We start from the raw sequence: 21,918 nt of genomic DNA, 5'->3' as shown, positions 1-21,918 counted from the left end.
GGCGCCGGTCAGCGCCGGGGCGCCGTCGACGGCGAAGGCGGCAACCACCCAGTAGCCGGTTCTGCCTTCGTGCAGGCGGCCCGGGACCAGGACCTGCTTGTCCGGGTCGTAGCTGCCCCGCGCGCTGACCATCTGGTCGGCGTCGGTACCGTGGAAGAACTCGCCCGGCTGGAGGGTATCGGTCAGCGGCTGGACCTGTTCGGTGGCAGGGTTGACCGGGGCCTCGGGTTGCGTGGAGCGCCCGAACTGCCACTGGCTGAGCAGCACGAAGACCCCGGAAATGGCGATCGCAAAAACAAATCCGGCGATCCAGCGGGGTTTAAGGGCAGTTTTCCACACGTCTTAACCGTACTTCGTACCTTTGTAGAACAACTAAACGCCGACGCCGGCGGCATCTGCGGCGGGCACCGGATCAGTGGTCGAAAAAGACCAGGCTGGAGTTGATCAGTTCGGAAATGATGTCGGCGTCGTAGGCGCGCCGCAGGGATTCGCGGAACGATTCCTTGGACAGGGACCTGGCCAGGGTCGCCAGGACTTCAAGGTGGTCGGAGAAGGAGCTGGCGGGGGTGGCAATCAGAAGGATCAGCGTTGCGGGGCCGTCGGCTGCACCGAAGTCCAGGGCGGAGCCGTATTTGGCGACGCCCACCGCAATGGACGTGCGGGTCACGAACTCGCTGCGCGCGTGCGGCAGGCCGATTCCACCCGGAAGTCCGGTGGCCAGCTGGTGCTCGCGGGCGTTGACGTGCTGCAGGAACCCCTCAAGGTTCGAGACGCGCCCGGCGGCGTAGAGCCGTTCCGCGAGCTGGGTTGCGGCGTCGGCCTTGTCCGATGCCTCCATCTCCAGGATCACCATCTCGGGGGTGGTGAGGTCCGCATCATACGGGTCAAGTGCTTCCGCCAAGGCGTTTCCCTTCAGTCGGCAGTACGGGGCATCCGGCCCCTCAGCGCAAGGGCACGATGTCTTCCACGCCCAGGCGGGCAGCGTCTGCGGATTTGTCGTCCGGCTGTTGCTGGCTGAGGCGTTCGGCCTCCACGCGCGCAATGTAGTGCCGCACCTCATTTTCGCGCTGCGCGTCGCTCCAGCCGAGGACGTCACCCATCAGTTTAGCGACAACCGGGACCGCGGACACACCGCGGTCCCACGCTTCGATCGAGATCCGCGTCCGCCGGGTCAGCACGTCGTGCACGTGCCGCGCCCCCTCGTGTGTTGCCGCATAGACGGCCTCGGCCTGGAGGTAGTCGTCGGCTCCCGGAATCGGCTCGGCCAGCGCCGGGTTCTCTTCGATGAGGGCCAGCACCTCCGGGATCAGGGACCCGTACCGGTTGAGCAGGTGCTCGATCCGGGCCACATGCACGCCCGATTCCTCGGCGGTCCGGTTCCGCCGGTTCCATGCCGCGCGGAAGCCGTGGGCCCCAAGCAGCGGGATGGTTTCCGTGCAGCTGGGCGGGACCCGCTCGTCCATGGTGCGGGTGGCCTCGTCCACGGCGTCCTTGGCCATCACCCGGTAGGTGGTCCATTTTCCACCCGCGACGACGACGAGGCCGGGGACCGGGTGCGCCACCACGTGTTCGCGTGACAGCTTGGCGGTGGTGTCGTTTTCGCCGGCAAGGAGGGGTCGCAGCCCGGCGTACACGCCTTCAACATCTTCGCGGGTGAGCGGCCGCTTGAGGACCCTGTTGACGTGCTCGAGGATGTAGTCGATGTCTTTGCTGGATGCTGCCGGATGGGCCTTGTCCAGATTCCAGTCGGTGTCCGTGGTGCCGATGATCCAGTGCCGGCCCCACGGGATGACGAACAGCACCGATTTTTCGGTGCGCAGGATCAGCCCCACGGTGGACTGGAAGCGGTCGCGGGGCACCACCAGATGGATCCCCTTGGAGGCCCGCACCTTCAGCTGGCCGCGTTCGGTCACCATCGCCTGTGTTTCGTCGGTCCAGACGCCGGTGGCGTTGATGACCTGCTTGGCGCGGATGTTGAACTGCGTGCCGTCCTCACGGTTGACCACCTTGGCCCCCACAACGCGTTCGCCTTCGCGCAGGAAGTCCACCACGGCCATCTGGTTGACGGCGTGGGCGCCGTAGTAGGCGGCGGTACGGACAAGGTTGGCGACGTACTTGGCGTCATCCACCTGCCCGTCGTAGTACCTGATGGAACCCACGAACGCATCGTTCTTCAGGCTCGGGGCGGCGCGCAATGTGCCCCGCTTCGACAGGTGCTTGTGGAAGGGAACGCCGCGGCTGTGGCCGCTGGAGATGGACATGGCATCGTACAGCGCGATGCCGGCGCCCACATACGGGCGCTCGATGAAGGGTTTGGTGAGCGGGTACAGGAAGGGCACGGGCCGGGCCAGGTGCGGCGCGAGTTCGGAGAGCAGCAGCCCGCGCTCCTGCAGGGCTTCCTTCACCAGCGCGAAGTCGAGCATTTCAAGATAGCGCAGGCCGCCGTGGATGAGCTTGGAGGACCGGGATGAGGTCCCGGCTGCCCAGTCACTGGCTTCGACGATGCCAACGCTCAGTCCCCGGGTGACGGCGTCGAGGGCTGCTCCGGTGCCGACGATGCCGCCGCCGACAATGAGGATGTCCAGTTCCTGGCCGGGCCGTGAGGTGTCACGAAGCCGCTGGATGGCTGCTTCCCTGGCTGCCGGGCCGAGTGCCCCGCCATGAGCAGGAACAGTCTTCATCGAACGCCTCCAGTGCCTCTAGTGCCGGTAGTAGGACCACACTACTTGCTGGGGGCCCGCTTGGCAGGAAGGCCAGGGACGGACGCCGCCCCTGGCCCTCCCTTGCGGGTCAGTTCCCTTCGTAAGGGGATACGACGACGTCGACCCGCTGGAATTCCTTGAGGTCCGAATAGCCCGTGGTTGCCATGGAACGGCGGAGGGCCCCGATCAGGTTGGACGTTCCGTTGGTGTGGTGGCCCGGCCCGAAGAGGACTTCCTCCAGCGGGCCGACCGTGCCCACGTTGACCCGGTCCCCGCGCGGGAGTTCGAGGTGGTGCGCTTCCTGCCCCCAGTGCCAGCCCTTGCCGGGCGCCTCCTCGGCACGGGCCAGGGCGCTGCCCAGCATGACGGCGTCGGCGCCCATGGCGATGGCCTTGACGATGTCGCCGGAGGCGCCCATGCCACCGTCGGCGATCACATGCACGTACCGGCCGCCGGACTCGTCCATGTAGTCGCGGCGGGCGGCGGCGACGTCGGAGATGGCGGACGCCATGGGCGAGTGGATGCCCAGCGCGCGCCGCGTGGTGGTTGTGGCGCCGCCGCCGAAGCCGACCAGCACGCCGGCCGCACCGGTGCGCATGAGGTGCAGTGCAGGGGTGTAGCCTGCCGCGCCGCCCACGATGACGGGGACGTCAAGCTCGTAGATGAACTGCTTCAGGTTCAGCGGCTCGTGGTCCTTGGACACGTGCTCCGCCGAAACGGTGGTTCCCCGGATTACGAAGATGTCGACGCCCGCGGCCACCACGGTCTTGTAGTGTTCCTGTGTGCGCTGCGGGGTCAGGGAACCGGCAACAGTGACGCCGGCGTCGCGCATCTCGGCGAGGCGGGTGGTGATGAGTTCGGGCTGGATGGGTGCCTGGTACAGCTCCTGCATCCGACGCGTCACGGCGGGGCTGTTGGTCTCGTCCTGCAGTGCGCCGATCTCGTCCAGGATGGCCTGCGGATCCTCGTAGCGCGTCCAGAGGCCCTCAAGGTCAAGCACGCCCAGGCCGCCAAGCTTGCCGAGGGTGATGGCGGTTGCGGGGGACATGGCCGAATCCATGGGTGCCGCAATGACGGGCATGCTGAACTGGTAGGCATCGATCTGCCAGGAGACGGAGACGTCCTTGGGGTCGCGGGTGCGACGGTTGGGGACGATTGCTATGTCATCCAGGGAGTAGGCACGACGCCCACGCTTGCCACGGCCGATCTCGATCTCATAAGTCACTGCTCTAGGTTATCCCAGCCCGCGTGCCGCCCTTGGCTAGTGTGGCCCTAAGGGCAGGCGGTGGATTTTCGACGGGTACTACGGGGTGAGCGACCTGCACCACCTCACTTCCCAGTGGAGTCCTAGATACCGCCTGCTTCCTCTACGGAAAGTTGGGATTCGAACATGCGGAAGTAGCGGCCGCGGAGGGCCACAAGTTCGCGGTGGGTACCCTGCTCCACGATCCGGCCGTCCTCGAGCATGTAGACGATGTCCGCCTTCTCGATGGTGGCCAGCCGATGGCTGATGGCAATGATGGTGCTGCTGCGGTCCGCAAAGAGCCGGGTGAAAATCCGGTGCTCGGCGAGCGCGTCGATGGCGGAGGTGGGTTCGTCCATCACCATGAACGAGGCGTCACGGTAGAAGTTCCTTGCCATCGCGAGCCGCTGCCACTGCCCGCCGGACAGGCCGCTGCCCTTGCGGCCGCGGGGGTCCTCCATCCAGTTGCTGACGTGGTTGTCCAGGCCGTTGGGCAGCTTGTTGATGAAGTCCAGCGCCTCGGCGTCGGCAGCGGCTCGGCGGATCCTCGCGTCATCGCGGGGATTCTCGACGTCGCCGAAATAGATGTTCTCCGCCGCCGTTGCGAACTCGTACTTGAGGAACTCCTGGCTCAGCACCGCCAGGTGCCGGTGCCAGGACGTAACATCGAGGGCGGCAAGGTCGACGCCGTCGAGCAGTACCTGCCCCGAGTCCGGCCGGTAAAGCCCGGCCAGGATCCGGATCAGGGTGGACTTTCCCGCACCGTTCTCCCCCACGATGGCGATGTGCTGGCCCTCGCGGATGGTCATGCTGATCCCGCGGATGACCTCGATGTCGCTCCCGGTGTAGGTGAAGCGGATGTCCCTAAGCTCCACTTCCCGGGGCGCGGCCAGCAGCGGCGGCGCGTGCTCGGAGTGGACGGGCAGGGCCATGAACAGCTCGTAGTCCTTGAGGTTGGCCAGGTCCTCGTCAATCGAGCTGAGGGAGGAGACCAGGTTGTTCGCGGTGGACAGCGCCCGGCTGACGATCTGCTGGACGTAGAGGAACTGGCCAACGGGCTGGGCGCGGGCGATGATCTGCCCCACCACCCAGATCAGCGAGACCACTTCCGCCCCGTACTGCAGGGCGTCGGCAGCCAACTGTTTGGGGATGTAGCGCCGCTGGAAATCGAGCCGGCGGCGCTCGTCCGCGTCCCGGAGCCTGGACCGGAGATCCATCAGGAAATTGACGATTCCGTAAAGGCGCATTTCCGCTATGTGCTGGGGCCGGAGGAGGTTGGTCTCGATCATCCGGCGCTGCCGCCGGGAGTCCACCTGCGTGTTCCAGTGCGCGATCTGTTCCCGGGAGAGCTTGAACTGCAGGTAGACGCTGGGCACGATCGCCACCAGGACGATGACCGCGATCCACCAGCTGACCAGCAGCAGGGCTCCCACGGCCAGGATCACCGAGACGAGCTGGGTGAAGATGCCGGCGATCCGGTCGAGGACGCGGGCATAGGAATCGGAGAACCGCTTGGCACGGTCGTAGAGGTCAACGGTCTCTTTGTCGTCGTACCGCCAGAACTCGAGGGCCAGGAAGCGTTCGTACATCTGGTCACCCACGATGGCGCCTACCTTGAAGCTCATGAGCTGCTGGATGTAGCGGTCGACGCTTGTGAAGGCGCCCCAGAAGAGGCCCAGCGCGGCGGTGATGATGACGTAGACGATGGCCATCTGGCCGGCACCGGTGTCACCCGTGTAGGCAGCCGCCAGGGCGGTGGTGGTCAGGGCCGCGAAGTAGGTGGTGACCAGGGGCAGCACCGCTGAAATGAGCGAGCCGAGCACCTTCATGATGACCGCGCCCGGGGAGGCGTGGAAGCTGACCCGCAGGACCTGGGCTACAGCCCTGGCGTAGGGGCGCAGGGCCAGCCGGCGCTGGGGGTCGCGTTTGGGTTGCAGTTCGGCCGGATGGCCAGATGCGCGCATGCCTCAAGCCTAGGGCGCGCCAGTTCTTTGCCGTAGCCCGTGGAGCCGTTAGGTGCAGCCAGCAACCGTTGCCACTTGCAGCCGCCCTGCTCGGGGCAGGTTCTGCGGCTCCCTGAATTCGTTGACTTGTCTTCCGGACTTAACTTAGGCTCCGTCACGTATTGACATCGTTGTCATAAGTAGCGCGCGATGAAGGGCGATTCAAAAATGCACGGAAGACAAAAGGAAAGACTGCAGGTTTTTTCGGCCGTGACGCTGGCCGGTTTGGTGCTGACCGGGGCCTTGGCCGGAGCCGGACCTGCGATGGCAGAGAAGTCCGGCGGGAGCCCTCCTGCCGGACCAAGCACGGGCAGCACTGTGGGCCAGGAAACGTATCGGCCGGCGTACCACTTTTCGCCCGTAAAGAACTGGATGAACGATCCCAACGGAATGGTCTACCACAAGGGGATCTACCATCTTTTCTTCCAGCACAACCCGTCCGGGAACACGTGGGGCAACATGTCCTGGGGACATGCCACCTCTACTGACCTGGTTCATTGGCAGGAGCAGCCGCTGGCCATCTCCACTGATGACCAGGAGGATGTGTTCTCGGGCAGCGTTGTGGTGGACAAGGACAATTCGTCGGGTCTCGGTACTACGGAGAACCCGCCACTGGTTGCGATCTACACCAGCGCCTATAAAGATGCTTCGCCCCACCGCGGGCTGCAGGCCCAGTCGCTGGCCTACAGCCTGGACGACGGGCAAACCTGGACCAAGTACAGTGCGGATCCTGTCCTGAACCGGAACTCAGCCAACTTCCGCGACCCCAAAGTCTTCTGGTACACCGCACCCGACGGGAGCGGCTATTGGGTGATGACCGCCGTCGAAGCCACCGACCACAAAGTGCTGCTCTATAAATCCACCAACCTTAAGGACTGGACTCCCCTCAGCGAGTTCGGTCCCGCCAACGCCACCGGCGGACTCTGGGAATGTCCCGACCTCTTCCCCCTTGCCGTGGACGGCGACCCAAACAACGTCAAGTGGGTCATGGTGGTCAACATCAATCCGGGCGGCGTGGCTGGCGGCTCCGCAGGACAGTATTTCGTGGGCAGCTTCGACGGCACCACGTTCACATCCGAAAGCACAAAGCCCCTGGATTCCCTGCCCCCTGGAGCTCCGATCGCTGGCTTCAACGACGGAACCTATAACGGCTGGACCGTCAACAACGAACCCGGCAACTGGAAGAACGGCCCCTTCGCGCACGCTCCCGCCGCCGGAACACTGCCCGGCCAGAACATCGTGAGCGGCTTCGCCGGTGCAGGGCTGGTCAACTCCTTCAACGACGGCGACTGGCCATTGGGAACAATGTCCTCGTCCGATTTCACCGTGGACAGCGACTACATCAATTTCCTGGTCGGGGGCGGCCAACACCCCCGAGTCTCCGACAAACTGGACAATGCGCCGCCGCCGGGAGACCTGTTGTTCAATGGCTTCGAGGTTCCGGACGGCAGTACCCTCGCAGAAGCCGGCTGGACCGGCACCGGCGACCTCGCGCCGTCGTTCCAGCCGGCCACTGCGGGCGGGGACTACTACATCGGCGCTAAACGCATCAACACTTTCGAAACCGGCGGCGCTCCCGGTGATGACCGCCAGGGCGCATTGACCTCCCCCGAGTTCACCGTGTCACGGAACTTCATCAGCCTGCTGGTTGGTGGCGGACACCGGGCACCGGAAACAGGACAGGTCCTGGAGGCGCAGTTGATCGTCGACGGTGCCGTGGTCCGGACAGTGGCAGGGAACGACGCCGGCCAGCTCAACTGGAAGGGCTGGGACGTCTCCGAGTTCGCCGGCAAGCAAGCCCGGCTACGGATCGTGGACCAGGCTACCGGAGGATGGGGACACCTCACGCTTGACCACATCATGCTCACCGACCAGGCTGCCGTGCCCCGCTCCGACGAAACCACCGTCAATCTGGTGGTCGACGGCCAAGTGGTCCGTTCCACCACCGGCGCGAACAGTGAGGTGCTGGACTGGGCGTCCTGGAACGTGGCGGAATTCCGGGGCCGCCAGGCCCACATCAGGATCGTGGACAACAACCGCTTCGGCTGGGGACACATCCTGGCCGACGAGTTCACCGCCTCCCCGCAGCCGGCCAAACCGCGCATCAACGGCTATGACTGGCTGGACTATGGCCGCGATTACTATGCCGCTGTTTCGTTTGGCAACATGCCGGAGGATAAGCGTGTCATGCTCGGCTGGATGAACAACTGGGACTATGCCAACAGCATCCCTACTTTCCCCTGGCGCAGCGCCATGTCGTTGCCCCGCGAGGTGGGTCTCACGCAGACTCCGGCCGGGCCCCGGCTGACGCAAAAGGCAGCCAAGCAGGTAGACAGGCTTGCCGGCGCCCCCGGCTACACTGACACAGCTGGCAGGGCAATCAGCCCGGGAACACATGCCCTGCCTCCCGTGGCGTCGGGACAGGCCCAGCGCATCGACGTCACCTTCAACCCGGGGACGGCAGTGAGGTCCGGTATCACAGTCCTCGGTGACGGGGCGTCGTCGACTGTGATCGGCTATGACGCCGCGACACAGGAGGTGTACATCGACCGCGGGAATTCAGGCAACGTGGGCTTCCACCCGCTGTTTACCTCGGTCGACTCGGCGCCGGTGATGGTGGACGCGCAAGGAAACGTGACGCTTCGGATCTATGTGGACAGGTCCTCGCTGGAAGTCTTCGCCCAAGGCGGACTTCGGACGATCACCGATCAGGTCTTCCCCGCCGACGGAGCCCAGGAAGTGGCGCTGTTCGCCGAGGGCGGCGTTGCGCATCTGAAGTCGCTCACTGTCACCCCGATGAAACAGGCCATGTTCCTGGAGTCCCTCAAGGCGGTCAACGCCGGAGGGAAGGCCCGGGGCTGAGCAAGCAGGATTCAGCAGGCTCAGCCGCCAGCGTCCGGTGGCTGAGCCTGCTGCAGCCCCCGGCGACACTATTCTGCCGGTTGCAGCCAGGTCAGAACCGACCCGTCCTCTTCGATGTGCCGCGCCAGCTCGGCATTGAATGTGGCTCCGTAATCGGCGGTGATGTGGTCCTGGAAAGCGTCGTCGTCCCGGTACACCTCGAACACGAAGTATTCCCGCGGGTTGGATTCCCGGGTATAGGGGAGGAAATGTACGTTGCCCGGTTCACGGCGCACGTGCTCTGTCAGATCCCGCATCATCTCCGCGACGCGTCCCTCGCTTCCGGGCTTGACGGTGAATTCTGCATACAGTGTTTTGGCCATGGACTTCCTTCTTTCTGTGGTGGGTCAGTTCGACGGCGGCAGCTCGCCCGAGCCGCGCACAATCAGTTCCGAGGGGACGACGTACGTCTGCGGAGCGGCGTCGTCGCCATCCATGCGGGCAAGCAACCGTTCAGCGGCCAGTTTCCCGATCCGTTCAGGATGCTGCGCGATGACGGTGATGCCGGGTTCCATCATGTCGGCGAGCGTGAAGTCGTCGAAGCCCACCAACGCCACCCGGTGGCTTGCTCCCCTTTCACGCAGTGCCCTCATGACGCCGAACGTCACCAGGTTTTGGCTGGAGAAGATGGCCGTGGGCGGGTTGCCGGAGGCGAGGAGTTCATGGGCAGCGAGCCGCGCTGATTCTTCGTCGTGCAGGCCATCGCGAAGCGGAACAGAAGCGGTGGCGACGCCGGCCCTGCCGAGTTCCTCCATGAAGCCCCTGCGGCGGTCGCGGGCAGTCTGGATATCAAGGCGGTCACCCAGGTAGGCAAGTTTGGAATGGCCGTGCTTGAGGAGGTGGGCCGCAGCACGGGCAGAGCCGGCAGCATTGTCAGTCACCACGGCGTCGGCCTCGATCCCCACCGGTTCGCGGTCGATGAAGACGAGGGGCAGGTCCCGCGAGTGCTCGGGGATCACGTAGGCCTGGCTCCTGGCGATGGGTGTCAGGACCATTCCATCCACCCTGCGCCCGAGGAACGCTGCCACCAGGGCTTTCTCCCGCTCGGGGTCGTCGTCGAGGCTGGCAGCGAACACGGCGATTCCGCGCTCCGCGAGGGTGTCCTCCAGCGCGCGGTGGATCTCGCTGCTGAACGGGTTGGCAACGCTGGGCAGCAGCAACCCGATGGACAAGGTCCTTCGGCCCGCGCGGCGCAGGCTCCCCGCCGCCATGTCCAGTTGGTAGTTCAACTGCTGGGAAGCTCCCAGCACGCGCTGGCGCGTCGCGTCCGAAACGCCGGGCTCGTCATTCATCACCCGGGAAACAGTCTTGATCCCGACGCCTGCCAACGCTGCCACATGGCGCATGGTGGGTCGGTTCGTGCCGGCCTCGGATTGGTAACGATTAGACATCGTTGTCAAAACCTCGCTCTTCATCATCGATTCACGCTTGACTCTACCCTGTGACGTTGATTACATGAGCCGTGACATCGTTGTCAGGCACACCAGATGCCCTGAGACCAGGAGATTCAATGTTGAGTTCCAAGACCCCCCGGCACACCGTCAATCGTTTGCTCGCCATGGGTGCAGTCCTGACCCTGGGCGCCCTCAGCCTCTCGGCCTGCGGAGGCGACTCTTCCGCAACAGGATCCACCGACGGCACCTCGTCGGAAAAAATCGGTGTCTCGCTGATCGTGAAGACCACGTCGAACCCGTTCTTCGTCTCCATGCAGGACGGCGCGAAGAAGGCGGCGGCAACGGACGGCGTCGACCTCAAGCTCGCGGCCGGAAAGGCCGACGGCGACGAGGATACCCAGATCCAGGCGATTGAGAACGCCATCTCCAAGGGCGACAAGGGCATCCTGATCACGCCGAACGGACCGTCCGTCGTCGACGCCCTCAAGAAAGCCAAGGACGCCGGCTTGTTCGTCATTGCCCTGGACACCCCGCCGGACCCCGCAGACGCCGCCGACATCACCTTCGCCACCGACAACTTTGCCGCCGGTGAGCTGATCGGCAAGTGGACCGCTGCCCAGCTTGGCGGCAAGAAGGCCACCATCGCGCTGATCGACCTCTTCGACGACAAGGTTGTCTCCGTTGACTACAACCGCGACCAGGGGTTCCTGACCGGCCTGGGCATCGACACCGCGGACAAGAAGAAGAACGGCGACGAAGCCAAGACCGGCAAGTACACCGGCGGCAAGGGCGGCGAGTACGAAATCGTCGGCAACCAGGCCTCCCAGGGCGCCGAAGACGGCGGCCGCACCGCCATGGAAACGCTGCTCTCAAAGAACCCCAACATCAACGTCGTCTACACCATCAACGAACCCGCTGCCGCCGGTGCCTTCGAAGCGCTGAAATCGGCGGGCAAGGAAAAGGACGTCCTGGTGGTTTCGGTCGACGGCGGTTGCGCCGGTGTGGACAACGTCAAGTCGGGCGTCATCGGCGCTACCGCCCAGCAGTACCCGGTCAAGATGGCCGAACTTGGAGTCAAGGCAATCGTGGACCTGGCCAAGACGGGCAAGAAGCCGGAAAACTCACCGGGCCTGGACTTCTACAACACCGGCGTGGAACTGGTCACCGACAAGGCGGCCGACGGTGTCAAGAGCATCACCACGACGGACGCCACCCAGATCTGCTGGGGCAAGTAGGTCCGGAGAGTTACAGGAGCAACAATGACCCAGCAACAGACGGCCGGACCGCCGGCCACGGGATCCAGCACTGACCTTGCCGAGGAATTCCTCGACCGTCAGACCCCGCTCAGCCGTATCCGCAACGTCCTGCACCGCTATCCCGCGCTCAGCCCGGCGATCGTGCTGCTGGTCGCGGTTGTAGTGTTCGGCCTCCTCAATGACCGCTTCCTGCGGTTCGAGAACCTTTCCCTGATCACCCAGCAGGTTTCCGTCGTCGGGACCCTGGCCATCGCCCAGACCCTCATCATCCTCACGGCGGGGATCGACCTGTCCGTGGGCGCGGTGATGATCCTGGCCTCCATGGTGGTGGCCCAACTGTCCGTGAACAACGGCGTGCCGGCGCCGCTGGCGCTCCTGGCGGGACTCGTCGTCGGGCTCGCCTGCGGGGCCCTCAACGGCTTCCTGGTGACCCGGTTCAAACTCCCCCCGTTCATTGTGACGCTGGGAACACTGAACATCTTCATCGCCCTGACCCTGCTGTACTCCGGCGGCTCCACCGTACGCGGCTCGGCAATGCCGGACGTGCTCACCTGGATGGGCAGCACCTTCCCGCTGGGCCCGGTCAGGATCTCCACCGGCGTGGTCATGATGCTCCTGCTCTACGTGGCGGTCGCCTTCATCCTGGGCAAGACAGCCTGGGGCCGGCACGTTTATGCAGTAGGTGATGACAAGGAAGCCGCCCGCCTGGCCGGCATCCCCGTCAACCGGGTCCTGATGAGCGTGTACCTTGCAGCCGGTGCCGTCCTGGCCATCGGCGCCTGGATCCAGATCGGCCGCACCAACGCAGCCAGCCCCAACGCGGGCGTGGACCTGAATCTGGACTCCATCACTGCCGTCGTGATCGGTGGAACCAGCCTCTTCGGCGGCCGCGGATCAGTATGGGGTTCCCTCCTCGGAGCGCTGATTGTAGGCGTCTTCCGCAACGGGCTGTCCCTGGCCGGGCTGGACGTGCTGTTCCAGACCCTCGCCGTGGGCGTGCTCATCATCGTCGCTGTGTCCATCGACCAGTGGATCCGAAAGGTAAAGTCATGACCTCCACCGGGCTCGAACGCCCCGTCACGGAAACCCGGCAGCCGATCCTCAGGGCACGCAACCTCGTCAAGACCTTCGGCAAGGTGGTGGGCCTGGACGGCGTCAGCCTGGACCTTTACCCCGGTGAAGTGCTGGCCATCATCGGGGACAACGGAGCCGGCAAGTCCACCCTTATCAAGTGCCTTACCGGCGCCGAGGTCCCGGATTCCGGCGAGCTGCACGTCTCCGGACAGCAGGTGCATTTCAAGCGGCCGCAGGACGCCCGCGCCCATGGCATCGAAACCGTCTACCAGAATCTTGCAGTCTCCCCCGCCCTTGATGTCGCATCCAATCTTTTCCTCGGCAGGGAGGAACGCTTGCCCGGGCCATTCGGCAAGGTCTTCCGTGTCCTGGACACCAAGGGCATGCGCCGCAAGGCGAAGGAGGAGCTTACCCGCCTCGGCATTTCGACGCTCCAGGATGTCACCGTCCCGGTCGAGAACCTTTCCGGCGGCCAGCGCCAGGCCGTGGCCGTGGCAAGGGCGGCAGCGTTCGGTTCCAAGGTAGTAGTGCTGGACGAGCCGACGGCGGCACTCGGCGTCCGCGAGTCCAACCAGGTCCTCCAACTGGTCCGCGACCTCCGCGACCGTGGCTTGCCGGTCATCCTGATCAGCCACAACATGCCCCACGTGTTCGACGTCGCGGACAGGATCCATATCCAGCGGCTCGGCAAGTGCGCGGCCACCATCACACCAAAATCGCACTCCATGACCGACGCGGTAGCGATCATGACAGGCGCCGCAACCGCCTGATCCTCCCAGGCTGCCCGCTGCCTCCAACCGTCCCTTCAACCGTTCCATCCCTCCCTTCCGCGGACCTGTCGGCGTCAGCCTGCAGGTCCGCGGACGGCTTCACGAAAGATAATCCGATGCCCCAAGACCACACCAACAGCCCTCACCCGGCGAGCCTCGATGTCATCGTGATCGGCGAAGCGCTGATCGACGTGGTGAGCACCTCCGAAGGCACCGTGGAGCACCCCGGGGGATCACCCGCGAACGTGGCCTACGGCCTGGGGCGCCTGGGAATCAGCACCGGCCTCCTGACCTCTATCGGCGAGGACGAGCGGGGCGCCACCATCGAGAGGCACTTGGCGGGCGCCGGCGTCGCACTGCTTCCCGGTTCCACCTCCGCCAAACGGACAGCCTCGGCAACAGCTACCCTGGCGTCTGACGGCTCCGCCCACTACGACTTCGACATCAGCTGGGAATTGCAGCCGGTCCACCCTGCCTATCTTCCAAAAGTGCTGCACACCGGCTCTATCGCGAGTTTCCTGGCGCCCGGGGCCGCTTCCGTCAAGAGCCTCCTGGAACGGGCGCACCGTGAATGCCTGGTTTCCTACGATCCCAATATTCGCCCCGCGCTCCTGGGCAGCCAAGCGGAGGCCCTCGCTGTTTTCGAAGACCTGGTTCCCCTGACGGACGTGGTGAAGCTGAGCGACGAGGATGCCCGGTGGCTCTACCCGCGGCTGACGTTCGAGGACGCCGCCGCGCGGATCCTGGAACTCGGTGCGGGCCTGGCGGTGGTCACCATGGGTTCGGCGGGCTCGTTTCTGGCAACACCCGGCACGCGGGTGCAGGTTCCGTCCGTCCAAACCGTAGTGGCGGACACCATCGGGGCCGGCGATTCCTACATGGCAGCCCTGATCTACGGCCTGCTCTGCCGGAGTACGGATGGTTTGCCGCCTTCCGTCCTGGAAACCCTGGGCAGCACGGCGTCGAAGGCTGCCGCCATCACGGTCGGCCGGCCCGGGGCCAATCCTCCCACCATCGAGGAGCTTACGCCGGACCTGCAACCGGCAGCATAGGGGCTTAAATACGGAAGGAGGTGGGGAATTTCCCCACCTCCTTCCGCGGCATCAAACCACCAGGATCATCGTGACCCGTAGTTCGGCGCCTCAACGGTCATCTGGATATCGTGCGGGTGCGATTCCTTCAGCCCGGCCGGGGTGATCCGGACGAACTTGCCACGGGCCTTGAGTTCGGGGATGGTCGGCGCACCGGTGTAGAACATGGTCTGGCGCAGGCCACCCACCAACTGGTAGGCCACGGAGGCCAGCGGGCCGCGGTAGGCCACCCGGCCCTCAATGCCTTCGGGGATCAGCTTGTCGTCACCGGACACGTCGGCCTGGAAGTAGCGGTCCTTCGAGTAGGACGTGTTCTTGCCGCGGGACTGCATGGCGCCAAGGGAACCCATGCCGCGGTAGGACTTGAACTGCTTGCCGTTGACGAAGATCAGTTCGCCCGGGGACTCGTCGCAGCCTGCCAGCAGCGAGCCGAGCATCACGGTATCGGCACCGGCTACCAGCGCCTTGCCGATGTCGCCGGAGTATTGCAGGCCGCCGTCGGCGATCAGCGGCACGCCGGCCGGGATCGCAGCCTTCGCGGATTCGTAGATCGCGGTGATCTGCGGGACGCCCACGCCTGCCACCACGCGGGTGGTGCAGATGGAGCCGGGGCCCACGCCCACCTTGATGCCGTCGGCGCCGGCGTCGATCAGGGCCTGGGCGCCTTCGCGGGTGGCAGCCTGGCCGCCGATGATGTCCACGTGCGCTGCCACCGGATCGGACTTGAGCCGGCGGATCATGTCCAGCACGCCCTGGGAGTGGCCGTTGGCGGTGTCCACGAACAGGGCGTCGACGCCGGCATCCACCAGTGCCATGGCCCGCTCCCAGCCGTCCCCGAAGAAGCCGATGGCAGCGCCGACGCGCAGGCGGCCTTCGTCGTCCTTGGTGGCCAGCGGGTACTGCTCCGCCTTGGTGAAGTCCTTGGTGGTGATCAGGCCCTTGAGCCGGCCCTGCTCGTCCACGAGGGGAAGCTTCTCGATCTTGTTGGTGGCCAGCTTGTGCGAGGCCTCCTCGCGGCTGATGCCCACGTGCCCGGTGACCAGTGGCATCTTGGTCATGACGTCGCTGACCAGCCGGATGGGGTAGTCGGACTCCGGCACGAAGCGGGTGTCGCGGTTGGTCACGATGCCCAGGAGGCGGTTCTCCTCGTCCACCACGGGCAGGCCGGAAACCCGGTACTGGGCGCACAGGTTGTCCAGTTCAAGCAGGGTTGCTTCCGGCCGGATGGTCAGCGGGTTGGTGATCATGCCGGATTCACTGCGCTTCACCCGGTCCACCTGGTCAGCCTGGTCTGCGATGGACAGGTTGCGGTGGATGACACCCAGGCCGCCCTGCCGCGCCATGGCAATGGCCATGCGGGATTCGGTGACCGTGTCCATCGCTGCGGACAGCAGCGGCGTGTGCACCGTGATCCTCTTGGAGATCCGGGAGGAGGTGTCGGCGTCGGACGGGATGACGTCCGTGTGCCCGGGCAGGAGCAGGACGTCGTCGTAGGTCAGGCCGATGAAGCCAAAGGGGTTGTGTTCGGGCTCGGTCATGAGTGCGCCTCTTACCTTGGTTGCTGGGCGGGTAGGGGTTGCAGCCGATGACCAGCCCGTCATTACGGGTCTGGCCTGTGCAGGGGATCAGGAACGCCGCATGCGGCGTTCCGGGGGCAGGAAGTATTGAGTAAATATTAGAACCTCCGCGCCGATCCCCCTATTCCACGCGTGCAATGTGAGCAACTGCACGAACTGTCTCCCGGCGTACTCAGCGCCAGCCGGTGGCAGCCAGCAGCCGCTGCTCGAACATGGGGATCATGCTCTCCACATAGGTCCTGGTCAGGTGGTTGTCGTCTTTGTACACGTAAACGTTGCCCACCACCGCGGGGCAGACCCCGCGGACACAGATGAAGTCGCTCATGTCCATCAGGTGCAGCCCGTCCAGCTTGCCGCGGTAACCGTCCAGGGGCGAGGGATCAACGAGCGATTCGCTGAGGGACGGGTTGCACTCGGGAGCGTCGGCGCCGTGCCTCTGCACGCACTCGGGCATGTTGAACGTGAAGCGCGGGTTGTCCCGGATGCCCACCACCTCGATGCCGGCCTCGGTGAACGGGCGCACGCCATCCAGGTAGCCCGGCACCTCGGTCTCGAAGGGCGCTTCCTCATGCGTCAGCGAGGCGACGGTGAAGACGGCGTCCGGCCGGTGCTCCAGGACGTAGGCCGAGGCCGCGATGTTGTACGCATTGCATTCTGCACTTCGGGTGTCCGATTCTGCGCCGAACCGACAGGCCGGCATCAGCAGGGTGACCAGTTCCCAACCCCTGGCCTCGGCGATCGGTGCCAGCGCGCCGAGGTATTGCTGGGAGTGCGAGTCACCCAGCACTACGATCCGCTTGCTGGCACCCTCGGCGGGCACCGCCTGCCGGCACCCCTCCAGGATGGGGTCCGCCGCGGCGTTCGCACCGGTGCAGGGGGCGTGGATGCCAGCCCAGTCCTGGTCCAGGGCGGAAGGGCCGGGAATGTACTTGGCCTCGGGTGCCGTCATTCCGGCATTCTCGGGGTTGAGCGCCGCGGCCCCCGGTGTGAGCTCCCGCGGCTGCGCCGCCGTCGCGGCTTCCTCGGCTGTGAGCGTGGTTTGCCAGATGGCTACCGGACCTGCCAGCACCGCACCGCAGGCGGCAATCACGACGGCGGTGCGCCAGGCCCGCCGTTTCGGCCAGTGCCAGTCGCGCAACGGTTTTTCCACGAAACGGGTAGTGAGGACGGCGAGCACGAGTGAGGCGCCCACAATCGCAAGGCCCTGGACAAGGTTGGGTTGTTCCACGCCGGTGGCGGCCAGCGCCAGCACCAGCACGGGCCAGTGCCATAGGTAGAGGGCGTAGGAATTGTCGCCCAGGGCCACGGCGGGCTTGCTGCCCAGGAAACGGTCCACACCGAACCGGCTCCCGGTCTGCCCGGCCACGATGATGGCGGCGGCAGAGAGTGTGGGCCACAAAGCGACGAAGCCGGGGAAAGACCGGTCCACCGTCAACAGCAGGCCAACGGAAACCATGCCCGCAAGGCCTGCCCATCCGAGCACCAGGCGCAGGGCCCGGCCGGGCTTGAGATAGGGCAGGGCAACGGCGAGCAGGGAGCCCAGGGCGAATTCCCAAAGCCGTGCCCTGGTATCGAAGTAGGCGTACGCCTGGTTTGTGGCGGTCTGCTCCACCGAGAACGCCAGCGACGCGGCGAACACCGCCCCGAACACCAGCGCCAGCAGCCCCCGGTAGGTCATTCCGTTCAGCGCGGTGATGCGCCGCAGCAGCACCAGGAGTGCTGCGCTGCCGGCAAAGATGAGGGGCCACAGGATGAAGACCTGGCCCTGGATGGACAGCGACCAAAAGTGCTGGAGGGGGCTGGCGCCGGCGTGGTCCTGCGCGTAGTAGTCCACCGCTGTGTCGGCGAGCAGCCAGTTCTGGCGGTAGAGCAGTGATGCCCACGCCTGGTCCAGGACCTGCGGCCACCGGCCCTGCGGGAGGATCAGCCAAGTGCCTGCCAGGGCGCCGAGGATGACCACGACGGCGGCAGGCAGCAGCCGCTTGAACAGGTGCAGCCAGTGCGCCAACAGCCCGAACGGCCTGCCCGATTCGGCTTTCCGGACGAAGGAGAGCGTCAGCAGGAAGGCGGAGATCAGCAGGAAGATGTCGACGCCGCCGGACACCCGTCCGAGCCACACGTGGTAGGCCACCACCATCAGGACGGCCAGTGCGCGGAGCCCCTGGACCTCTGGACGGAACGTCGGTTTCCGGCTCTTGGCGGCTGCTTTCGGCACTGGGCCGCTGGAGAAGCTGGTTTTTGTCATGCCCGGTCCCCGGATCCCCATCCGGTCAACGCAAGAAACTCCTGCTCGAAGAACGGAGCCAGGGTCATGAGATAGGAGCGTGTGACATGGTTTTCATCCTTGTACACGATGACGTTGCCAATGACAGCCGGACAAACGCCGTCCATACAGAAATACTGCGTGAGATCGAGGAAATGGGTATCCGGAAGTTCGTCGTCCACTGCAACTGTATCCGGCACAGGGCTGAAATTTTCCGCCGCGCTCCCGTTGCAGGCGGCAGGGTTGGCTGGGTTTTCTTCCAGGCAGGCCGGCACGTGCAGGGGCATCCGCGGAGTGTCCCGTACTCCGACCACGGGAATGCCAGCGTCATTGAGCCTGCTGACTTCCCTGATCCAGGAACTTTCGAGGATGTCCGTAACGGTGGGATCTGCCACAGTCCGGGTGCTGGTTGTCAGCACGAGATCCGGTTTCAGTTCCAGCACTTGTTCGAAGCTTTTCTTGTTGAACTCAATGCACTCCTCGGAGATGCCGGGCCCCGGCTCGTCAGTCAGGGGACAAAATCCTTTGGTGATGGATGTGACACGCCAATGGTGTTTTTCGGCCATCATGAGCACTGGCGTATTGAGCACGAAGGCGTGGGAACTACCCATGACGACAATATGTTTGGCAGCGTCCTCAGCCCCATTGGTGCAGATGCTCGCGTACTCGCCTGCGCCTATGCATGGCTCTGGAAAGACTGGCCATTCCTCGGCGATAACTTCGAGTTTGGGCACCGGCGGGGCTTTCGGGTCCGGCGTGAACTGGTATCCGTCGCTTAATGCCAGGGCACCGGGGTACCGGGGATCGTCGAGTCCGATCGCCGAGATCGAATCAGCCTGCAGAATGGAATGGCGCCAAAGGGCCAGCGGTGCAGAGGCAACTGCCACGGCAATAGCCACCGCCACCGCAGCCCGCCGCCTCTTGGCTTCGGGCCATTTCCATTCACGCCACGGCTTCTCGACAAAGCGCGTGGTGACATAGGCGAGAACCAGCGAGGTGACAATGATCGCAGTGCCGGACAGCCAGCCCGCGTGCTCCTTGCCGCTCCACGCCAGTGCGATCACCAGGACGGGCCAATGCCAGAGGTACAGGGCGTAGGAATTGTCTCCCAGCTTTACCAGGGGCTTTGAGCTGAGGAACCTGTCAACCCCGATGGAACTGCCCGTCTGGCCCGCCACGATGATGAGCACCGCCGAGAGAGTGGGCCAGAGCGCTGCGATACCGGGAAATGCCGCCTGGACATTCAACACGATTCCGCAGCTGATCATTGCTACGAGGCCTACCCAACCCAGCACAACGCGGGTCCGCCGTCCCGGCCGCAGGCCAGGCAGAAGCAGGGCCACCAACGTTCCGAGTGCGAACTCCCAGAGCCGGGCGCCAGTATCGAAGTAAGCCTGTACCTGGTTTGTGGCAGTGAAGTAGACCGAATATGCCAGCGATAAGACAAAGACCGCGGAGAATACGTATGCCAGCAGCGGCCGGTAGGCGAGCCTGAACCGGCTGGCAGCCCACGCGGCGCCTGCAAAAATAATGGGCCAGAGGATGAAGACCTGCCCCTGGATAGATAGCGACCAGAAATGTTGTAGTGGGCTGGCCAGGCTGTTGCTGGCGTAGTAGTCCACCGTCTTCTGTTGCAGCAGCAGGTTTTCCGAGTAAAAGAGTGAGGCCCAGCCATGTTCTATGACCTCGAGCCAGCGGCCGCGCGGAAGAAGCAGGTAGGAGGCCAGCAGCGTGGCCAGGATCACCGTTACGGCAGCGGGAAGCAGGCGCCGGAAGAGGTGCAGCCAGTGCTTCAGCAGGGCAGTCGGCTCCCGGCGCCCGTACCGGCCGGTGAACTGAAGGGTCATGAGGAAGGCTGACACCAGGAGAAATATGTCAACCCCTCCGGAGACCCTTCCGAACCAGACGTGGTACGTCACGACCATGAGGACTGCCAGCGACCTCATGCCTTGAATTTCCGGGCGGTAAGCACTTTTGCGGTACTTCTGCGAGGGGTCGGCCGGGCGGGCCGCGGCCTCGGCGGTCCATGATGTCGACACAAATAACCCTTCAGAGCGCGCAGTGAACCATCAAGTTTACCCGAGCTGGCGGGCAGCTCCCCAATCCGATGTTTCCTTCGAAGGCATCCGCCGGGCCAGGTAGCGGGCGTCCCGGACGGTTCCCGTTACCGTTGCGGACGCCGCGGCATACATGAAGTTGTTACCGAGGAAGTAGAGGCCGGGCGAGTCCAGGGCCACTCCCCTGTGCTGCTGGGAATCCCTAGAGGAGTCAAGGAGACCGGAATCGGGCCAGCCGAACTCGTCCCGGAAGCCGGTGCACCAGGTCACGTTCGCCACGTCGGTGCGGGTTCCGTCGGCCAAGACGGGCAGGCCTGGCCAGTGTCTCCGCGTCCCAGTGCCAGGAGCGCCAGTCCGGGCTGGGGTTCGTAGCCGCTCTCTGCGGCTTTCCGGTAGGGACTCCGGTCGGCGTCCAGGAAGTTCTCGAGGGCATTTGACCAGCGGTGCTCGCTTTCGGATACCCCGCCCAGCCGGCCCGCCGTCGTCGTCGTGCTGGTGCAGTGGCGGTCCCTAAGCGTCACCGTACGCCGCCGGCGCACGGGCACAAGCGGCGCCGTCAGGAGCGCAGCAGGGCGCGCAGCGCCTGGATGGTGTCGGCTTCGGCGGGCGTTTTGTCGTCCCGGTAGCGCTTGACCCGGGCGAACCGGAGAGCGATGCCGCCCGGATAACGCGGGGACTGCTGCACGCCGTCGATAGCGATCTCCACCACCGTGACAGGCTCAATCCAGACCGTGTTTGCCGTCCGCCGCACTTCGATCTCCTGGAACCGCTCAGTCTGCCAACGCAGCAGTTCGTCCGTGAGGCCCTTGAATGTCTTCCCCACCATCACGTACCCGCCGGGTTCGCCGAACTCGCCGGCGGGGTCGAGCGCTCCGAGGTGCAGGTTGGACAACATTCCCGACCGCCGCCCCGACCCCCATTCGCAGGCGAGCACCACCAGGTCATACGTCAGCACCGGCTTGACCTTGATCCAGTTGGACCCGCGCCGGCCGGCGGCGTAAAGGGACCCCACCGCCTTCACCACCACCCCCTCATGCCCGGCGGCGAGCGCGGCACGCGAGACGTTCTCGGCAACCGCCGGGTCCGCGGTGATCTCCCCGGGGACCCGGTGGCCGGGCGCGATGCGTTCGAGCACCCCGAGGCGCATGACCAGCGGCTCGTCCAGCAGGTCGCGGCCGTCGATGTGCAGCACGTCGAAGAACCACGGATGCAGCAGCGTGGAGCGCGCCTGGTCCGCCCCGAACCGTGACATGGTCTCTTGGAACGGCCGCGGGGCGCCGTCCTCACCCAGGGCGAGGGTCTCGCCATCGAGGATCACGTCCCGTACCGGCAGGCTCCGCACCAGCTCCACCACCTCGGGCAGCCGGTGGGTCACCTCCGCCAGTGTGCGCGTATAGATACGCACCTGCTCCCCGGAGCGGTGCACCTGGATGCGGGCGCCGTCGAGCTTGTATTCCACCGAGGCCTCCCCTGTGGCCTCAAGCGCCGCACTGGCACTGGACGCCGTTGCCGCGAGCATGGGCTGCACGGGGCGGCCCACGACGAGGCCCACCGCATCCAGCTCGGCGGCCGCCCCGGTCATGGCCA

General features: G+C 65.2%; 17 protein-coding genes. 5 read left to right on the top strand and 12 right to left on the bottom strand.

Annotated elements, in window-relative coordinates; genetic code table 11:
* From AC5RTT_RS14455 to AC5RTT_RS14435, 5 genes are all read right to left on the bottom strand, one after another.
* On the bottom strand, positions 1–339 hold a 339-nt coding region (locus AC5RTT_RS14455), incomplete at its 3' end, for an SURF1 family cytochrome oxidase biogenesis protein (RefSeq protein ID WP_494145779.1).
* A 73-nt stretch (positions 340–412) separates the two neighbouring features.
* Positions 413–901, bottom strand: coding sequence for a PTS sugar transporter subunit IIA (locus tag AC5RTT_RS14450; protein ID WP_494008860.1), 489 nt, complete (start codon positions 899–901; stop codon positions 413–415).
* A 40-nt stretch (positions 902–941) separates the two neighbouring features.
* A complete protein-coding gene (locus AC5RTT_RS14445) occupies positions 942–2,681 on the bottom strand; it encodes a glycerol-3-phosphate dehydrogenase/oxidase (RefSeq protein ID WP_494050927.1) in 1,740 nt (579 codons plus the stop codon).
* Between the two features lie 109 nt (positions 2,682–2,790).
* Positions 2,791–3,927, bottom strand: a complete 1,137-nt coding sequence (locus AC5RTT_RS14440; RefSeq protein WP_494008862.1) for a GuaB3 family IMP dehydrogenase-related protein — start codon at positions 3,925–3,927, stop codon at positions 2,791–2,793.
* A 122-nt stretch (positions 3,928–4,049) separates the two neighbouring features.
* Entirely contained in the window at positions 4,050–5,909 is a 1,860-nt protein-coding gene (locus AC5RTT_RS14435; RefSeq protein ID WP_494145778.1) for an ABC transporter ATP-binding protein, read from the bottom strand.
* 189 nt (positions 5,910–6,098) lie between these two features.
* On the opposite strand from AC5RTT_RS14435, the gene AC5RTT_RS14430 reads away from it, so the two are divergent.
* Entirely contained in the window at positions 6,099–8,810 is a 2,712-nt protein-coding gene (locus AC5RTT_RS14430) for a GH32 C-terminal domain-containing protein (protein ID WP_494145777.1), read from the top strand.
* A 68-nt stretch (positions 8,811–8,878) separates the two neighbouring features.
* Here the strand turns inward: AC5RTT_RS14430 and AC5RTT_RS14425 are convergent, their stop codons facing one another.
* Both AC5RTT_RS14425 and AC5RTT_RS14420 read right to left on the bottom strand, forming a co-directional pair.
* Positions 8,879–9,172, bottom strand: a complete 294-nt coding sequence (locus AC5RTT_RS14425) for a putative quinol monooxygenase (protein WP_494050930.1) — start codon at positions 9,170–9,172, stop codon at positions 8,879–8,881.
* Positions 9,173–9,196: 24 nt separating this feature from the next.
* Positions 9,197–10,195: a LacI family DNA-binding transcriptional regulator gene (locus AC5RTT_RS14420; protein WP_494145780.1), complete on the bottom strand. Its 999-nt coding sequence runs from the start codon at positions 10,193–10,195 to the stop codon at positions 9,197–9,199.
* A 164-nt stretch (positions 10,196–10,359) separates the two neighbouring features.
* Here AC5RTT_RS14420 and AC5RTT_RS14415 point away from each other — a divergent pair, with 164 nt between their 5' ends.
* The 4 genes from AC5RTT_RS14415 (at position 10,360) to AC5RTT_RS14400 (ending at position 14,395) form a co-directional block, all read left to right on the top strand.
* Positions 10,360–11,478 (top strand): substrate-binding domain-containing protein, encoded by a 1,119-nt coding sequence (locus AC5RTT_RS14415; protein ID WP_494145776.1) that lies wholly within the window; start codon positions 10,360–10,362, stop codon positions 11,476–11,478.
* Between the two features lie 24 nt (positions 11,479–11,502).
* A complete protein-coding gene (locus AC5RTT_RS14410; RefSeq protein ID WP_494145775.1) occupies positions 11,503–12,552 on the top strand; it encodes an ABC transporter permease in 1,050 nt (349 codons plus the stop codon).
* Positions 12,549–13,343, top strand: a complete 795-nt coding sequence (locus AC5RTT_RS14405) for an ATP-binding cassette domain-containing protein (RefSeq protein ID WP_494145774.1) — start codon at positions 12,549–12,551, stop codon at positions 13,341–13,343. Before AC5RTT_RS14410 ends, AC5RTT_RS14405 begins: the two co-directional genes overlap by 4 nt.
* Positions 13,344–13,459: 116 nt before the next feature.
* Positions 13,460–14,395 carry a carbohydrate kinase family protein gene (locus AC5RTT_RS14400; RefSeq protein WP_494145773.1) on the top strand — a complete coding sequence of 312 codons (936 nt, stop codon included), beginning with the start codon at positions 13,460–13,462 and terminating at the stop codon, positions 14,393–14,395.
* A 65-nt stretch (positions 14,396–14,460) separates the two neighbouring features.
* Here AC5RTT_RS14400 and guaB read toward each other — a convergent pair whose 3' ends face one another.
* The 5 genes from guaB to AC5RTT_RS14375 form a co-directional block, all read right to left on the bottom strand.
* Positions 14,461–15,972 (bottom strand): IMP dehydrogenase, encoded by a 1,512-nt coding sequence (gene guaB, locus AC5RTT_RS14395; protein WP_494008864.1) that lies wholly within the window; start codon positions 15,970–15,972, stop codon positions 14,461–14,463.
* A 211-nt stretch (positions 15,973–16,183) separates the two neighbouring features.
* Positions 16,184–18,256: an acyltransferase family protein gene (locus AC5RTT_RS14390; protein WP_494145772.1), complete on the bottom strand. Its 2,073-nt coding sequence runs from the start codon at positions 18,254–18,256 to the stop codon at positions 16,184–16,186.
* Positions 18,253–20,313 carry an acyltransferase family protein gene (locus AC5RTT_RS14385; RefSeq protein WP_494145771.1) on the bottom strand — a complete coding sequence of 687 codons (2,061 nt, stop codon included), beginning with the start codon at positions 20,311–20,313 and terminating at the stop codon, positions 18,253–18,255. Before AC5RTT_RS14385 ends, AC5RTT_RS14390 begins: the two co-directional genes overlap by 4 nt.
* 36 nt (positions 20,314–20,349) lie before the next feature.
* Entirely contained in the window at positions 20,350–20,634 is a 285-nt protein-coding gene (locus AC5RTT_RS14380; protein ID WP_494145770.1) for a hypothetical protein, read from the bottom strand.
* A gap of 253 nt (positions 20,635–20,887) precedes the next feature.
* Positions 20,888–21,918, bottom strand: a 1,031-nt coding sequence (locus AC5RTT_RS14375; protein ID WP_494145769.1) for an ATP-dependent DNA ligase, incomplete at its 5' end; no start/stop codon positions are given.

It is taken from the genome of Arthrobacter sp. Y3221157, from assembly GCF_059089865.1.
The sequence above is the reverse complement of the archived record's forward strand: the minus strand, read 5'-3'. Positions and strand labels throughout refer to the sequence as shown.

Excerpts from the sequence above, each read along its gene's own strand:
- AC5RTT_RS14405 (WP_494145774.1), top strand. The coding sequence starts at position 12,549 with ATGACCTCCACCGGGCTCGAACGCCCCGTCACGGAAACCCGGCAGCCG.
- AC5RTT_RS14435 (WP_494145778.1), bottom strand. The coding sequence starts at position 5,909 with ATGCGCGCATCTGGCCATCCGGCCGAACTGCAACCCAAACGCGACCCC.
- AC5RTT_RS14430 (WP_494145777.1), top strand. The coding sequence starts at position 6,099 with ATGAAGGGCGATTCAAAAATGCACGGAAGACAAAAGGAAAGACTGCAG.
- AC5RTT_RS14410 (WP_494145775.1), top strand. The coding sequence starts at position 11,503 with ATGACCCAGCAACAGACGGCCGGACCGCCGGCCACGGGATCCAGCACT.
- AC5RTT_RS14420 (WP_494145780.1), bottom strand. The coding sequence starts at position 10,195 with ATGCGCCATGTGGCAGCGTTGGCAGGCGTCGGGATCAAGACTGTTTCC.
- AC5RTT_RS14445 (WP_494050927.1), bottom strand. The coding sequence starts at position 2,681 with ATGAAGACTGTTCCTGCTCATGGCGGGGCACTCGGCCCGGCAGCCAGG.
- AC5RTT_RS14425 (WP_494050930.1), bottom strand. The coding sequence starts at position 9,172 with ATGGCCAAAACACTGTATGCAGAATTCACCGTCAAGCCCGGAAGCGAG.
- AC5RTT_RS14415 (WP_494145776.1), top strand. The coding sequence starts at position 10,360 with ATGTTGAGTTCCAAGACCCCCCGGCACACCGTCAATCGTTTGCTCGCC.
- AC5RTT_RS14400 (WP_494145773.1), top strand. The coding sequence starts at position 13,460 with ATGCCCCAAGACCACACCAACAGCCCTCACCCGGCGAGCCTCGATGTC.
- AC5RTT_RS14390 (WP_494145772.1), bottom strand. The coding sequence starts at position 18,256 with ATGACAAAAACCAGCTTCTCCAGCGGCCCAGTGCCGAAAGCAGCCGCC.
- guaB (WP_494008864.1), bottom strand. The coding sequence starts at position 15,972 with ATGACCGAGCCCGAACACAACCCCTTTGGCTTCATCGGCCTGACCTAC.